Source organism: Nonomuraea sp. NPDC003214, from assembly GCF_053590035.1.
In genome coordinates this window covers 482,598-497,551 of sequence record NZ_JBSFSX010000001.1, presented here as the reverse complement: position 1 = coordinate 497,551, position 14,954 = coordinate 482,598, and the positions used below count along the sequence as shown (strand labels likewise).

The following is a 14,954-nucleotide window of genomic DNA, read 5'->3' as shown; positions in this document are numbered from 1 at the left end:
CGCTCATTTTCTCCCGGTGAACGCCGTGGCCACGCCCAGCCCCAGGTAGACGACGCCGCTGAGACGGCGTAACGCCCTGGCCCGGCTCGTCAGGCGGTCGCTGAGCGCGCCGGCCGCGAACGCGTACACGATGTCCGACAGCGTGCCCAGCGCCAGCAGCGTCAGCCCGAGCACCACGATCTGCGCCGCCGGCGAGCCCGCCTCCGGCCGGACGAACTGGGGCAGGAAGGCCAGGAAGTAGAGCGTGACCTTGGGGTTCAGCAGGTTGACCACGACGCCTTCGAGGAACACCTTGCGCAGCGGCTGCCGCTCCGGGGCCCGCGCCGCCGCCCCGTCGCCGCCGGTGAAGGCCCGGATGCCCAGATAGACCAGGTACGCCACCCCCGCCCACTTGACGATCGCGAACAGCGTCGCCGAGCGCGCGATCACGTACGACAGCCCGGCGGCGGCCGCGGCGATGTGCACGAGCGTGGCCACCTCCACGCCGACCGCGCTCACCAGTGCCGCCGCACGGCCCTGGGAGAACCCTCTGGCCATGATGTAGAGGTGATTGGGTCCCGGGATCAGCACCAGGGCCAGTGAGGCGCTCAGGAAGAAGACGAACGTCGTCCAGGAGATCACCTGATGAGGGTAAAGGCGGCTTTGGTCCGGGCAGAAGGGCCAATGCACGGCCTGAAATACGGTCCATTGCGGTGCGTGGCATAGTAACTGCGTGAATGGAACTCTCGTCGGCCGCTCGATCGAGCTCGCCCGTCTTGTCCGGGTGCTCGACGCCGCCGCCGAGGGCACCGCCGGGGTCGCCCTCATCGGCGGCGACGCCGGGATCGGCAAGTCCCGCCTGGTCGGAGAGGTGGTCTCCGAGGCGCGCGAGCGCGGCTTCAACGTCCTCGTCGGCCAGTGCGCCGAGCTCGGCGACGCGCTGCCCTACCTGCCGCTGGCCGACGCGCTGCGAAGCGCCGACCCCGAGGTGCGCGAGGCCGCCGCCGCCCACCCTATGCTCAGCCAGCTCCTGCCCGGCACCGAGGGCACGCAGTCGGCCGCGCTGACCCAGCAGCGGCTGTTCGGCACGCTGCTCGGGCTGCTGTCGGAGCTGCAGCCGGTCCTGTTCGTGATCGAGGACCTGCACTGGGCCGACCGGTCCACGCGCGACCTGCTGGTGTTCCTGAGCCGGATGGTCCAGACCGAGCGCGTGTGCGTGGCCGGCACGTACCGCACCGACGACCTGCACCGGCGCCACCCGCTCCGGTCGGTGCTGGCGGAGCTCAAGCGGCTGCCCACGGTGACGAACGTGGAGCTGGGCCCGCTCGGCTCCGGCGACATGTCCGACTATGTCATGACGCTGGGCTCGCTGGACGCCCGCGAGCTCGGCATGGTCGTCTCCCGCGCCGACGGCAACCCCTTCTACGCCGAGGAGCTCGCCGGCGCCGTCGCCGAGGGCGAAACCCTGCCCGACAGCCTGGCCAGCCTGCTCATGTCCCGCGTCGAAGTGCTCTCGCCCGCCTCCCAGCAGGTGCTGCGCGCCGCCGCCGTGGCCGGCCGCCGCGTCGAGGACGAGCTGCTGCGCGAGGTCTCCGGCCTGCCCCTGCCCGACTTCGAGGAAGCCGTACGGGAGATCGTCTCGCGCGGCCTGCTGCGCGTCCATGGCCACGGCTACGCCTTCCGCCACGCCCTCCTCCAGGAAGCCGTCTACACCGACCTGCTGCCCGGCGAACGCACCCGCCTGCACGCCGACTTCGCCCGCCTGCTCACCTCGCCCGCCGAGCTCGCCCACCACCACCTGGCCAGCCACAACCTGGCAGGCGCCGTCGCCGCCTCCGCCGAAGCCGGCCGCCTCGCCGAGCGCCTGGGCGCACCCGCCGAGGCCCACCGCCACTACGACCAGGTGCTCAGCCTGTGGGACCGCGTCACTGACGCCGCCGAACTCGCCGGCGAGAGCCGCATCGCGCTCGCCTTCCGCAGCGCCGTCATGGCCGCCGACAGCGGCGACAACCACCGCGCCGTGCACGCGCTGCGCGCCCTGCCGCCCACCTCCGAGGTCAGCGAACGGCTCGCCTACTACCTGTTCGAGATGGACGACACCGAAGGCGCCATCGCCGCCGCAGAACACGCCGTCAACACCGCCTTCGACCAGACCGCCCTGGCCCGGGCCCTCGCCACGTACGCCCGCGCCCTGCTGTGGACGCCGCGCCACGCCGAGGTCGAGCAACTGGCCCACCGCGCGCTGGAGACCGCCCGCGCCGCCGGGGCCAAGGACGCCGAGGCCGGCGCCCTGCTCACGCTGGCCACGTTCACCGAGGTCCGCCACGACGTCATCCGCGCCCACGAGCTGATCGAGCTCGCCTCCGCCGAGAGCACCGGCGACCTCGCCATGGACCTGCGCGCCCACTTCCACCACGCCCGCGTCCACTACGAGCAGGGCCTGCTCCGCCAGGCCGCCGAGGTCGCCGACGAAGGCATCCGGCTCGCCGACGAGACCGGCCTGCGCTGGAGCACCTACGGGACCGACCTGCGCTTCCTGCGCTTCCTCATCCACTACGTGGCCGGCGAATGGGACGAGGCCGAAGCCGTCGCCTCCGGGTTCGGCGCCCGCGTCGGCACCGTGCCCGAGGCCACGCTGTCGTCCTTCGCCCTGTTCATCGAGGTCGCCCGCGGCCTGCCCGCCGTGGAGAGCCGGCTGGCCTGGCTGCGCCCGTTCTGGGACGACGCGCTCGTCGTCTACATGTCACGCGGGCTCGCCGCCGAACACGCCCTGTGGACCGGCGACCCCGCCGCCGCCCTCGACCACGTCGCCGCCGCCCTCGACTCCCTCCTGCCCGGCGAATCCGGCACCGTCCGCATCGCCGCCATCGGCCTGTGGGCGATGGCCTCGCTCGGCACCACCGAAGGCGCCGACGAACTCGCCGACCGCGCCCGCTTCGCCGTCGACTCCGGCCCGGTGGGCGAACGCGGCCCCATGGGCCCCGAAGGAAACGCGTGGGCGCTGCGCGTCGAGGCCGAATGGCACCGCGTCCACGGCCGCCTCGACGTCTCCCTGTGGCGCCAGGTCGTCGAAGCCTTCTCGTACGGGTTCGTCTACGAGGAGGCGCGGGCCCGCTGGCGGCTCGCCGAAGCCCTGCTGGCCGCCGGCGAACGCGACGAGGCCCAGGCCGAGTGGGAACGGGCGCGAGAGACGGCCCTGAAGCTCAAGGCGGCCCCCCTGGAGTCGGCCCTGGCCGAGTTCGGCAAACGAGCCCGCTTCGGCGCCGGACAGTCCGGCGGACACGTGGACGGCGCCCTGACCGCCCGCGAACAGGAAGTGCTCCGGCTCGTCGCCGAAGGACTGACCAACCGGGAGATCGCCGAGCGGCTGTTCATCGCGCAGAAGACGGTCAGCGTGCACGTCTCGAACATCCTGGCCAAGCTCGGCGCCTCCACCCGCACCCAGGCCGCCGCCACCGCCCGCCGCCACGGCCTCCTCGGCTAGGGCTTCGCCGCCAGCTCCCTGACCACCTGGATCAGCTCCGCCGGATCGAACGGCTTCGTCAGATAGGCGTCGACGCCCAGGCCCCGGCCGCGCCGCTTGTCGTCATCCTGCGCCCTGGCCGTGATCAGCACCACCTTGATGTGGCTCGTCGCCTCCTCGGCACGCAACCGCTGAGCCGTCGTCCAGCCGTCGAGGCACGGCATCATCACGTCCAGCGTGATCACGTCCGGCATCACGTCCAGCACCTGATCCAGGCAGTCTTGCCCGTCGGTCGCCGTCGTCACCTCGAACCCCTCAAGGTTGAGATTGACCGCGATCAGCTGACGGATGACCTCGTCATCGTCCACGACCAGTACTTTGCCAAGAACCTCGCCCACGGCGGCAAAGCTACCCGTAGCAGGGCGCTCACGTGCGGTTTTCGCGGGATGTGTGCACGGACGGTTATCTGGTGCCGAGTGGTCGCGGGATGCTGGTAGCCTTATCACTCGTCGAGCCCCCTTAGCTCAGGGGATAGAGCACCGGCCTCCGGAGCCGGGTGCGCAGGTTCGAATCCTGCAGGGGGCACCGCTCGACAGCCAGGTCAGACATCGTCTGACCTGGCTTTTTGCGTATTGGCCGATCGTTCGGCCGTGCCCTCTCGCTGCGCTTCCGCCCGCACGATGCGGCGAGTTTCGCGAGTCGGGGGCCACTGGCAGTGCTTCCGTGCGCGATCCACGCGTTCGATCCACACCTCGTCATGTCCGGTCACGCATCGGCGACAGATCCGCTGCGGGACCTTCACGCCGTGCCCCGCCCACCCGGCCGTCTGAGCCGCAGCAACGCCCATGGACAGCCGCCCGGCGATTCCCGGCACGGACGGGTGGACTTCGGCACCGTCCGATCCGTCTTCGGGCCAGGGGGCCGGGTCGCCACGCCGGGTGCGGCCTCGATCGTGGCGAGGTCGTCGCGGTTGCAGACGACTCGCGGCCGATCCGGCGGAGGACGCGTGCCTTCAGCGGCGGGCCCGCCGACGGCTTGGCGGGAGTCACCGGATGCACGAAGGCCACTCCCTGCGTGCGGACGGCTCAGGAGGCGAGGAAATCGAAGTGGAAACCGATGACGAATAGCCCGAACGCGAGCCATCGGGCAGGGTGAGCCGGCCGAGCGCGGTCCAGCAGGAAGGCCAGGCCGCGGCTTGCCGGCAGACACAAGCCATAGATGAAAATCACCCACGGCAGCATGAAGATTCCAACGGCTATCAGCGCCATCACGAGCACGGGCGCTATAAGCATTACCAAGTAGCCTTCGGATTTCAGCTCAGATTTGGATTTTCCTGTTGCGTCGGAGGAGCTGATATACCAGAAGGGCGCCGCGAATACTGCGATGAAGAAGATCGCGAGGAGGACGCCGATCGCGATCTTCCATCTGCCGTCGAGAGCGCCGACGGCCTCGTTGTAAGCCTTGGCAGCCTCTCGCGCAGGACCGAACGTGTCATCGAACAGGCCGATGACGGCGATGATGATCCAGGTGATCGCGGAAAGGACAGAGAGTATGGCTGCCGCCCGCTCGGCGCCTCGGGTGAACCGTGCTCGCCATGGAATTCTGGCCAGTTGCTTGCCGAACGCACGGAGCGCGTCGGGGCCGATCAGATCGAGGACGACTGTAAGCGCGGCGACAAACTGGAGCGCCTTTCCCCAGCGGGCCCAGTAGAAGAGGGGCTGCCCCCAGAGGGTGGCGCCAGTGAGTTGCTGGCCGTCCCGCCAGTGCGTCCATAAATCACAGAGTTCCCCCACGTGTACAGCGTGATCGAGCGGTCGGGGTACGTCCAGCGAGATGCCGATGTCTGAGGCGTCCCTATCCGACGCTGATGGCGGACCCAGAGTTTCCATGGATCAGAAACCCTGGTCACACGGCAGACATGGAGACGGCCAGGACCCACTACTGCTTGGCCCCGGCTCGCGCAGTCGGGGCGTTCATGCTGCTCATGGCATCGTGCTCGCGTAGTGGTCGGCGATGTCGTCGCTGGTGGTCAGCCACACGCCGGGGTGCCCGGCGATGTAGGCGAGCGCCTGGTCGAGATACTTGGTGCGGAAGGCCTGCCCGATCACGAACGGGTGCAGAGCCAGCGCCATGACCCGCCCGCTCGTGGCCGAGTCGGCGTAGAGCTGGTCGAACTGGTCCTTCACCAGCTGCAGGAAGTCGGGCCCCGTCATGCCGTGCATCGTGAACAGGCCGAGGTCGTTGAGCTCCACCGTGTACGGCACGCTCAGCATGCCGGGCACGTTCAGCCGGAACGGCTGGTCGTCGCAGGTCCAGTCGAGCACGTAGCTCAGGCCGAGCTCGGCCAGCAGGGCCGGGGTGCGCAGGGTCTCGTTGAGCGCGGGGCCCATCCAGCCGCGCGGCCGGCGGCCGGTGGCCTGCTCGATCGTGGCGATGATCGCGGTCAGCTCGGCGCGTTCCTCGTCCTCGGACATGCCCGCCGGGAGGACGGAGTTGGTCCGGCCGTGGGCCACCCACGCCCAGTCGCGGGCCAGACCGGCCTGGACGATCTGCGGATAGTGGTCGCAGACGGACGAGTTGAGCAGCACGCTGGCCCGGATGCCGTGGCGGTCCAGGCTCTCCATCACCCGCCAGAAGCCGACCCGGGCGCCGTAGTCGCGCCAGCCGTGGTTGAGCGGGTCGGGCACCAGGGCCGAGGTGGCCTCGTTCAGGCTCGTCGACGGCCGGCCGAACAGGAAGTGCTCGACGTTCAGCCCGACGTAGAAGGCCACCCTGGCGTCGCCGGGCCAGTGGAGGGGCTGCCGGTCGACGATCGGGTCGTAGTCGTAGAGTTCGTTCTCCATGGTTCTCCCTTGTTCAGGCCGAGGTGAGGCGGACGAGCATCTTTCCGGTTCCGGGGCCGTGAAGCGTTCCGATGAGGGCGGCAGGCGCCCGGCCGAGTCCGTCGACGACGGCGTGGTCGCGCTGGCCCGCGCCGTGCATGACCGTGACGCCGACGGAACGGCCGCCGCGCGCGAGTCGACGGCCTCGCCGGCGGGGGCGCCGACCGGCCGGGCGGCCAGCACGATCTGGTGGCTGATCACAGGGCGGCCATCTCGGGTTCCGTCGCCCCGTCAGGGGCGCTCGCCGCGCGTACGTGCCGCAGGGTGATCAGTACGACGGCGATGACCAGTACGGCGAGGCCGGCGCTTACGGCGGCGGCCGCGGTGAAGCCGGACAGGAAGGCGTCCTTGGCCGCGGCCACGAGCCGGCCCGCCAGGGGAGAGGGGAGGGCCTCGGCGGTGCCGATGGCGCTGCCCAGCGAGTCGCGCGCGGCGTCAGGCGCGCCTGGCGGGAGGGTCGTCGCGATCTTGTCGCGGTAGACGGCGACCGCGAAGCTGCCGGTGATCGCGATGCCCATGGCCAGGCCCAGGTCGTAGGCCGTCTGCCCGGCCGCGGCGGCGGAGCCGGCCTTCTGCGGCGGGGCCGCGCGGACCGCCAGCTCGGTGCCCAGCACGCTGATCGGCCCGACCCCGAGCATGATCACCGTGGCCGCGACCGCAGCGGCCAGAGAGCTTGCCGCACCCACGGCCAGCAGATACCCGGCCAGCGACACCAGAGCGCCGAGCGTGATGACGTACGCCGGCCGCAGCCGCCGTACCAGCAGCGGCGTGAGCTGCGAGCCGAGCAGGAAGGCCGCGGCCGACGGCAGCAACCACAATCCGGCCGCCACCGGGTCGAGCCCGCCGAACAACTGCAGGAACTGCGGGATCAGGTACTCCACGCTGTTGAGCGCCATCATGGCCAGGAACAGCATGGTCAGCGCCCCGGTGAAGGACCGGTCGGCGAACAGCCGCAGGTCCAGCAGCGGCGAGGCGAGCCGGTTCTGCCGCCGGACGAACAGCACGAAGAACACCACCCCGGCCAGCCCGGCCAGCACCACCGCGGGCCGCCAGCCGTGTTCGGCGATGCGCTTGACCGCGTAGACGACCGGCAGGATGCCCAGCAAGAACATCGCCACGCTGGTCAGGTCCAGCCGTCCGGCCGCCCGGTCGCGGTACTCCGGCAGCAGCACCGGCCCGGCCGCCAGCACCAGCAGCATGACCGGGGCGCCGATCAGGAACACCAGCCCCCACCACAGGTTCGCCAGCAGCAGCCCGCCGAACACCGGACCCAGCCCGACCCCCAGCGCCAGCGCCGTCGCCCACAGCGAGATCGCCCGCGTCCGCTGGCGGGGATCGGTGAACATGGTGCTGATCAGCGACAGCGTCGAGGGCAGGATCGCGGCCCCGGCCACACCCAGCACCGCCCGCGCCCCGATCAGCAGCCCCGGGCTGGCGGCGTACGCGGACGCCACCATGACGAGCTCCACCACCAGGTACGTCGCGGCCCCGGCGAGCAGCAGCCGGCGGCGGCCGATCCGATCGCCCAGCGTGCCCATCACCACCAGGAACCCGGCGGTCATGAAGCCGTAGATGTCGATGATCCACAGGAACTCGGTACTCGACGGCCGCAGGTCAGCGGTCACGAACGGGGTGGCCAGCCACAGAACGCCCAGATCGGCGGTGAGCATCATGGTCGGCAGCAACAAGACCGCCAGCCCGAGCCACTGCCGGGGCCCGGCCTTGTGTTCAGTGCGAACGTTCATGCCGGGACCGTACGGATCAGCCCAGGCCCACCAGGAGGGCCGGGCGCGTCAGGTAGGGGACCTGACCCGCCGCAGCGCCGCGGGCCCGGAGCCGTACCAGCGATGGACCGCCCGGCGCAGCGCGCGCTGGTCGGCGTAGCCGGTGCGGGCGGCGATCGAGGCCACCGTCATGGGGGTGTTCAGCAGCAGATGCTCCACCCGTGCCCGCCTGACCCGTTCGACCTCCTCGCGCCAGCTCGTCCCCTCCTCGCGCAGGCGGCGCTGCAAGGTGCGCGGCGCCATGCGCAGCCGGCGCGCCAGGGCGGCCAGGTCCCCGTCGGGCAGGATCAGCTCGACCTCGACCCGGAAGCGGTCCAGCCAGCCCAGCACCGGCCGGGCGCCGGCCAGCGTGGTGCGCGCGTGCTCGCGCAAGATCCTGGCCAGCGCCGGATCCGCCCGCGGCAGCCGAGCCCGCGCGTCGGCGGCCGAGAAGGTGACCGAAGGCAGCGCGGCGCCGAACTCCAGCCGGTCGGTGCCGTACGCCTCGATCAGGTAGGCGTGGCGGCGGGGCGGCGCGCAGGGCAGCGTCACCCGCACCGGGGTCAGCGGCCGTCCGGCGCCCGACCGCGCCGAGGTCAGGATCAGCCCGGCCGCGAACTCCGAGATGATCGGGAACACCGGATGGCCGGCGAACACGCCACGGAAGCCGACCGTCAGCCGGCCATCGGCCTCGACGGTGACGGCGAAGGACTCCGCCGGATCGGTGATCGCCGCCGCGTGCCGGTCGCCCTCGCCGAACGCGTCGACGAGCGTGTCGGCGGTGGCGAAGAGGTAGTCCCACACCCCGAGCAGGCCGGGCCGCCACAGCTTCCACGGCAGCGTGCCGCCGCCGCGCTCGCGCAGCGCCGTCTCCCACTCCTGCCAGATGCGCACCAGAGAGGCGGACGGCAGCCGGATGCCGTCGTCGCCGACCACGTCCAGCCCGGGAACCCGCGGCAGCCGGCTCCGGTCGAGCCCGGCCGCCTCACCCGCCAACAGGACCAGTCTCGTGATGTGCGGCGGGCAGGTGTGCTCCATCCCCGTCATGCCTACCCCCGGTGATCCATGTGACCGGCCCTTCGGACCGTGACGCTAGCGATCAAGCTTCGCGCAGGGCAATGACGGTCATCACAGTGGATCCCGGTCAGATAAGCCAGGCCGGGTCGTTGCGCTGGAAACGGGACGTTCGCGGTGCCGGCCCGTTCCGGACGGCGGCGAGGCCGGCACGACGCTGAGACCTTCGGCGTGACCGCCCCGGGAGCGCCAGAGGGCTCGTCGGCGCCCGCATTAGTTGGTGTCGTCGGTGGCCGTACCGGGTCCCAGCCCACAGACGGACATGGTGGCTCGGGCACGGCACGGCACTCGTGATCGACGGGTCCGGCCGGACCCCAGCTCGGGGCCGCTCCACGTACAACGCTGACCATGGCCGAGGAAGCCGGCCGTGCGCTGACGGGCAAGTTGGGCATCTGCGTACCTTCAGTGAGCTTCGGCGGGGCCTGACGGGTCTGGGGCCGGTTGTGCACGCTTCTCCTCCTGTCCTGACCGGAGCAGCAGCAAGCCGGTGCCGGCGAGCGCGCAGGTCAGGATGACGAGGTGCACGCCATAGTGGACGGCCTCTGCCGGAAGCAGGAGGTTCGCGGTGTGCGTGCCGGTGTGCACGCCGACCGCCATCCACAGCGTCCCCGTACGCGCACGCGCCGCCGCGCACGCGAAACCGAGTGCGACGGCCTGCAGCACGTAGAGCAGGCGTTCGCCCGGTGAGTCGGCCGGGCTGCTGGAGAGGATGTGCAGCGCGCCGAACCCGACCGACACCACGATGAGCACGGCCCTCGGCGACAACCGGGCCGACAGCGTGTCGAACAGGTGCCCCCGCCACAGCAGCTCCTCCGGAAACGCCTGGCTCAGCAGGGCGAACGCGATGCCGTACGGCAAGAGACCCGCCTGGGCGAAGACCATGTCACTGGGCGGTAAGGACATCGCCCCGAGCGCCACCGACAGCATGATGGCCGCGGCCACCGGGACAGCGCCCGCCACGACTCCCAGGAACAGCTGCGGCACGGCCCGCCGGGATCGTTCCAGGCCCACGCCGGCCCAGGACTGGCCACCGAGGAAGCGCCGGACCAGGTAGACCAGCCCGAGCGAGGCCAGCGTGATCCCGATCATGCCGAGTGGCCGGTAGAGGGGGTGATCGGCGTCCAGCAGCAAGGTGACAGGAGCGGTGCCGACGACGATCTGCCCGAACGTGGCGGCGAGGGTGATCAGCACTGCCCAGACGGGGTGGGTGGCTCTTCTCATGGAAGAACACGCTAAGCAGCCGGGCCGGCCGGCACATCGGACCGGGGTCGGAACCTGGCATGACCATGGTCATGGGTCCTCGGGAGGATCACACGGCGAGGGCGTGCGGCTAAAGTCGTGCGCCATGCTGCCCTCCCTCGCCGGCCTGCGCAATCCTGACCGGCCGGACCTGTTCAGCGTGGTGTTCTGGGTGGTGCTCGCGGGCACCGCGATCGCGTACACCTCGCACCCGGGGACGACTGTCCAGATCGTGGTGTTCTCCGCCGACCTGGCGCTCGTGGCCGTGCTGTGGCTGCTGCTGCCCTGGCGGCGTGCCACCGGGTGGCGGCGTCCGGTCGCGGTGGTGTTCCTGCTGGCGACCCTCTCACTGGGCCCGGCGGGGTCGGAAGAGGTCCACATGCTGCTGACCCTCATCGCCATCGCCAACGTCGCGTTCGTGCACGACATGCGGGTCGCGACGGTCATCATCGGCTGCCTCAGCGTCGTCATGTTCGTCCTGGACGTCGCGCTGTCCGGCCATGGTCCGATGGAGGCCGTCGGTCAGACCGTGCCGTTCATCGCGTTCTCCTCGTTCGTGCTGGGCATGACGTCGGCCGTGCTGGAGGCGCGGCGCAGACGGGCCGAGGCGCAGCGGCTCCTCGCCCGCGTGCGGGAGCTCACGGTCGCGCAGGAGCGGGCGCGGATGGGCGCGGAGATGCACGACTCGATCGGTCACCACCTGACGGTGATCAAGATGAGCCTCGAGAACGCCGGACGCTTCCGGTCGCGCCGCCCCGAGACCGCCTCGGACGGGGCAGTCTCGGACGGGGCAGCCGCTTCGGACGGGGCAGCCTGGGAGGAGGCCGCCTGGGAGGAGGTGCGGCTGGCGAAGGAGACGAGCGTGGCGGCCCTGGCCGACGCCCGTCGCTGGGTCAGGGCGCTGCGGCCGCTCGCGTTGGAGGGCCAGGTGAGCGGCGCGGCGCTGGAGCGACTGGCGGCCTCGTTCGACGGCACGGGGCTGGCGGTGTGCTTCGAGGTCGAAGGGGACGAGGTGTCCCTGGAGCCGGACGTGGAGCTGGTGCTCTACCGCGTGCTGCAGGAAGCCCTGACGAACGCCGTCCGGCACTCCGGGGCCCGCCACGTACGCGGACGGCTGGTGTTCGGCGGCGAGCGGGTGGTCCTGGTGGTCGCCGACAACGGCTGGGGTCGGCGCGCGGGCGTGCGCGACGGCTTCGGCCTGCTCTCCCTCGCCGAGCGTGCCCGCGCGGTGGGCGGCTCCCTGACCGCGAGCGACCGTCCGGAAGGCGGTTTCGAAGTACGGGCGGAGCTTCCGGTACGAGTGGGGGTGGCGGCATGACGCAGGGCGAGCGCGTACCGGGCGGCGAGGACGGAGCGGGGGACAGGGCGGCGAGCGACAGGGTGGCGGGGGACATGGTGGCGGGGGACATGGTGGCGGGGGACGGGGTGGCGGGGGACAGGGCGGAGGGCATGGCGGCGATCAGAGTCCTGCTGGTCGATGACCAGGAGCTGATCCGGCGGGGTTTGCGCAAGATGCTGGAGATCGAGGACGGGATCGAGGTGGTCGGTGAGGCCGCCGACGGCGAGGACGCGCTGCGCGTGGCGGGGAAGTGCCGGCCGGACGTGGCGCTGGTGGACGCGAGGATGCCCAGGATGGACGGCGTCGAGCTCATCCGCCGGCTGTCGGCCGGGCACCCCGGCGTGGCCGCTCTCGTGCTCAGCACCTTCGACGAGGACGACTACATCTTCGGTGCGCTGGGCGGCGGGGCCGTCGGCTACCTGCTCAAGGACCGCACGCCGGAGGAGCTGGTCGACGCCGTCCGCAGGGCCGGGCGCGGGGAGACGGTGCTCGCCCCGCCCGTGGCCGGACGCCTGGTGGCCGAGCTACGACGCACCCCCGCCGTGCCGAGGGCGCTGCCGCACAAGGAGCGCCTGTCGGCCAGGGAGTCCGACGTCGCCAGGCTGGTCGCCGCCGGGGCCGCGAACCGGGAGATCGCGGCGCGGCTGCGCATCACCGAGGGCACGGTGAAGAACCACGTCTCCAGCCTGCTGCGCAAGTACGGCACCCCCGACCGCACCCGCCTCGCCCTTCTTCTCAAGGAGACCGGGGGCAGGAGCCGCACCATCACCTGATCCGGCCCTCTGGACGACGCATGGGCTGCAGGTGACCCTGGTCTCCGGCATCTTCGTCGTGCGTCTCGACGGGGCCATGCCCGCTCCACGGCCCGCCTCACGCGAGCCGGCCGTGCCTGCCGCCCGGTGTCTGGCGCCCGAAGTGCCTGCCTGCCGGTGCCTGCGAACCAGTTCTGGCGGGAGGGGTGGCCAGGGGCCGGGCGGGGTCAGCGGGGGCGGCTGTGGGCGGCTTCGGCGAGGTCGGTCCACTGGTCGGCGAAGGCGTGGGGGACGACGACCCAGTCCTTGACCACCTTGCCCTGCCCGGTCGGGTCGAAGAGGGAAGCGCCGTCCAGTTGCAGGGCGGCCGCGTGCTCGGGGGTGTCGCGGACCAGGCGGAAGACCATGGCGCCGTCTCGTTGGAGGCTGGCGAACACCTTCCCGGCCTGGTCCTTGAGCGCCGGTCTGCCCATCATGCTGGACACCAGCACGCCCAGGTCGGCCAGTTCGGCGCCGACCTGCTTGAAGTCCTCTTCCGCGCTCACCGGTGCCCCCAAGACTCGTCAGGCAGAACGGCGATCAGGCTAGCCGTCCCGGGAGGTGCTGATCAAACGGCGCCGGAGCCAGGCGCGCAACCACCGGAGCCAGGCGCGCAACCGCCGGACCGGGCTGCGCCAGATCGGGCTGCGCCAAATCGGGCTCTGCCGGATCCGGCTCCGCGAAATCCGGCTCCGCCAGATCCGGCTCCGCCCGAGGCCGCGCCGGTGTGGCCGGGTGGAGCGTACGGCGGGGCGGTGTCCGGGGTGTTCGGCGCGGTAGGCGGCGACGGCGTCGGCCACCCGGTGGAAGAAGCGGACGCGCTCGTCCAGCCCCGTTTCGCGCATGAGGGCCCGTACGGGCACGCGGGTGCGGGCGAAGGACAGCCGAACCCCGGCGCGGTCGCAGTCGTCGGCGACGCGGTGCAGGGCTTCGACGCCGGTGGTGTCCAGGTCGTAGACGGCTTCGGCGTCGATGACGATCTCGCGGAGCGGGGGTTCGGCGTCGGCGATGAGGCGGCACAGGTCGGCGCGGAGGACGTCGGCGTTGGCGAAGAACAGCGGCGCGTCGAAGCGGTAGACGACGAGGCCGGGCAGCGTCTCGGCGTCGCGGTAGTTGACGACGTCGCGGTAGGCGCGCTCGTCGCCGGTGCGGCCGAGCACGGCGGTGTAGGGCATGACGGCGCGGCGCAGCACTTCCAGGAGGGAGACGGCGACGCCGACGACGATGCCTTCGAGCACGCCGAAGGCGAGGACGCCGGCGGCGGTGACGGCGGCGAGGACGAAGTCGGTGCGGCGGAGGCGCCAGAGCCTGCGGAAGGCGGGCAGGTCGATGAGCCGGGCGGCGGTGAGGATGATGACGGCGCCGAGGGCGGCCTGGGGGAGGTCGCGGATGAGCGGCATGAGGGCCAGCAGGGTGATGATGACGGCGAGGGCGGCGCCGAGGCCGGCGAGGCGGGTGCGGGCGCCGGAGCCGGACAGCAGGGCGCTGCGGGAGTCGCTGCCGTTGGCGGGGAAGCCGCCGAGCAGGGCCGATCCGGCGTTGGCGGCGGCCAGGCCGAGGAACTCCTGCTGCGGATCGGCGTCCTCGCCTTCCTTGGCGGCCAGGGAGCGGGCGGTCAGGACGCTGCTCGCGTACACGAGCAGGGCGAGGCTGAGCGCGGGCCCGATCAGGCGCATGGTGTCGGCGAGGCCGGTCCAGGGCAGGCGCGGCACGGGCAGGCCGCCGGTGGCGGGGCCGAGGACGGCGAGCCGGTCGTCGAGCCCGGCGAGGGCGACGACGGCGGTGGCGGCGACGAGGGCGATGAGCGGTCCGGGCAGGCGCCGGGCGTAGCGGCCGATGAGCAGGACGGCGGCGGCGGTGAGGAGGGCGCAGCCGAGCGCCCACGGGTTCAGGTCGCCGAGGTTGCGCAGGACGGCGCCGATCTTGGTCAGGTGGTGGCCCCGGGGTTCGATACCGGTGACCTTGCGGAGCTGGCTGACGATGATGACGACGCCGGAGCCGGCGAGGTAGCCGGTCAGGACGGGCGTGGACAGCAGGCGCATCAGCACGCCGGCGCGGATCGCGTACCCGATCGTGAGGAAGGCGGCGATCAGCAGGGCGAGCTGGGCGGACACGAGGGCGGGGTCGCCGCCGGGCACGGTGGCGAGCGCGCCGGCGACGACGATGGCGACGGACGACTCGGGGCCGACGTTCAGGAAGCGGGCGCCGCCGAAGAGCGCGTAGCCGATCATCGCGCCGAGCGCGGTGTAGAGGCCGGCGGCGGCGGGCAGGCCGGCGAGCTGGGCGTAGGCGAACGCCTGCGGCACCAGCACCGCCCACAGCGACAGGGCCGCGAGGAGGTCCGGGCGCAGCCAGGCCCGCCGGTAGCCGCGCAGGGCGGCCCAGCCGGGCATGGCGGACAGGTTCACCCGGTTCCTCCCCCTG

General features: G+C 71.9%; 12 protein-coding genes and 1 tRNA gene. 4 read left to right on the top strand and 9 right to left on the bottom strand.

What is annotated here, in order from left to right:
- Positions 1-3 precede the first annotated feature (3 nt).
- Positions 4-621, bottom strand: coding sequence for a LysE family translocator (locus ACWDXC_RS02330; RefSeq protein ID WP_449977164.1), 618 nt, complete (start codon positions 619-621; stop codon positions 4-6).
- Between the two features lie 91 nt (positions 622-712).
- Between ACWDXC_RS02330 and ACWDXC_RS02325 the strand changes: the two genes are divergently transcribed.
- Positions 713-3,463, top strand: coding sequence for a helix-turn-helix transcriptional regulator (locus ACWDXC_RS02325; protein WP_449977161.1), 2,751 nt, complete (start codon positions 713-715; stop codon positions 3,461-3,463).
- On the opposite strand, the gene ACWDXC_RS02320 is transcribed toward ACWDXC_RS02325, so the two are convergent.
- Positions 3,460-3,840, bottom strand: a complete 381-nt coding sequence (locus ACWDXC_RS02320) for a response regulator transcription factor (protein WP_219508363.1) — start codon at positions 3,838-3,840, stop codon at positions 3,460-3,462. The genes ACWDXC_RS02325 and ACWDXC_RS02320 overlap by 4 nt on opposite strands.
- 115 nt (positions 3,841-3,955) lie before the next feature.
- Here ACWDXC_RS02320 and ACWDXC_RS02315 point away from each other — a divergent pair.
- Positions 3,956-4,027 (top strand) — tRNA-Arg (locus ACWDXC_RS02315).
- A gap of 500 nt (positions 4,028-4,527) precedes the next feature.
- On the opposite strand, the gene ACWDXC_RS02310 is transcribed toward ACWDXC_RS02315, so the two are convergent.
- The 5 genes from ACWDXC_RS02310 to ACWDXC_RS02290 all read right to left on the bottom strand — a co-directional run bounded on the left by ACWDXC_RS02310 (position 4,528) and on the right by ACWDXC_RS02290 (position 10,382).
- A complete protein-coding gene (locus ACWDXC_RS02310; RefSeq protein WP_449977158.1) occupies positions 4,528-5,331 on the bottom strand; it encodes a hypothetical protein in 804 nt (267 codons plus the stop codon).
- Positions 5,332-5,424: 93 nt separating this feature from the next.
- Positions 5,425-6,285: a polysaccharide deacetylase family protein gene (locus ACWDXC_RS02305; RefSeq protein ID WP_449977155.1), complete on the bottom strand. Its 861-nt coding sequence runs from the start codon at positions 6,283-6,285 to the stop codon at positions 5,425-5,427.
- A 236-nt stretch (positions 6,286-6,521) separates the two neighbouring features.
- Positions 6,522-8,069 (bottom strand): MFS transporter, encoded by a 1,548-nt coding sequence (locus ACWDXC_RS02300; protein ID WP_449977152.1) that lies wholly within the window; start codon positions 8,067-8,069, stop codon positions 6,522-6,524.
- A 48-nt stretch (positions 8,070-8,117) separates the two neighbouring features.
- On the bottom strand, positions 8,118-9,134 hold the full coding sequence (locus ACWDXC_RS02295) for a helix-turn-helix domain-containing protein (protein ID WP_449977149.1): 1,017 nt from the start codon (positions 9,132-9,134) through the stop codon (positions 8,118-8,120).
- A gap of 429 nt (positions 9,135-9,563) precedes the next feature.
- A complete protein-coding gene (locus tag ACWDXC_RS02290) occupies positions 9,564-10,382 on the bottom strand; it encodes a CPBP family intramembrane glutamic endopeptidase (protein ID WP_449977146.1) in 819 nt (272 codons plus the stop codon).
- Positions 10,383-10,506: 124 nt separating this feature from the next.
- On the opposite strand from ACWDXC_RS02290, the gene ACWDXC_RS02285 reads away from it, so the two are divergent.
- Both ACWDXC_RS02285 and ACWDXC_RS02280 read left to right on the top strand, forming a co-directional pair.
- Complete coding sequence (locus ACWDXC_RS02285; protein WP_449977143.1) at positions 10,507-11,718, top strand: sensor histidine kinase; 1,212 nt, start codon at positions 10,507-10,509, stop codon at positions 11,716-11,718.
- A 131-nt stretch (positions 11,719-11,849) separates the two neighbouring features.
- Complete coding sequence (locus ACWDXC_RS02280) at positions 11,850-12,512, top strand: response regulator (RefSeq protein WP_449978151.1); 663 nt, start codon at positions 11,850-11,852, stop codon at positions 12,510-12,512.
- Between the two features lie 206 nt (positions 12,513-12,718).
- On the opposite strand, the gene ACWDXC_RS02275 is transcribed toward ACWDXC_RS02280, so the two are convergent.
- Positions 12,719-13,036 (bottom strand): hypothetical protein, encoded by a 318-nt coding sequence (locus ACWDXC_RS02275; RefSeq protein WP_449977141.1) that lies wholly within the window; start codon positions 13,034-13,036, stop codon positions 12,719-12,721.
- A 39-nt stretch (positions 13,037-13,075) separates the two neighbouring features.
- Positions 13,076-14,938 (bottom strand): SulP family inorganic anion transporter, encoded by a 1,863-nt coding sequence (locus tag ACWDXC_RS02270; RefSeq protein ID WP_449977138.1) that lies wholly within the window; start codon positions 14,936-14,938, stop codon positions 13,076-13,078.
- Between the last annotated feature and the right edge of the window lie 16 nt (positions 14,939-14,954).

Excerpts from the sequence above, each read along its gene's own strand:
- ACWDXC_RS02310 (WP_449977158.1), bottom strand. The coding sequence starts at position 5,331 with ATGGAAACTCTGGGTCCGCCATCAGCGTCGGATAGGGACGCCTCAGAC.
- ACWDXC_RS02305 (WP_449977155.1), bottom strand. The coding sequence starts at position 6,285 with ATGGAGAACGAACTCTACGACTACGACCCGATCGTCGACCGGCAGCCC.
- ACWDXC_RS02300 (WP_449977152.1), bottom strand. The coding sequence starts at position 8,069 with ATGAACGTTCGCACTGAACACAAGGCCGGGCCCCGGCAGTGGCTCGGG.
- ACWDXC_RS02295 (WP_449977149.1), bottom strand. The coding sequence starts at position 9,134 with ATGACGGGGATGGAGCACACCTGCCCGCCGCACATCACGAGACTGGTC.
- ACWDXC_RS02290 (WP_449977146.1), bottom strand. The coding sequence starts at position 10,382 with ATGAGAAGAGCCACCCACCCCGTCTGGGCAGTGCTGATCACCCTCGCC.
- ACWDXC_RS02285 (WP_449977143.1), top strand. The coding sequence starts at position 10,507 with ATGCTGCCCTCCCTCGCCGGCCTGCGCAATCCTGACCGGCCGGACCTG.
- ACWDXC_RS02280 (WP_449978151.1), top strand. The coding sequence starts at position 11,850 with ATGGCGGCGATCAGAGTCCTGCTGGTCGATGACCAGGAGCTGATCCGG.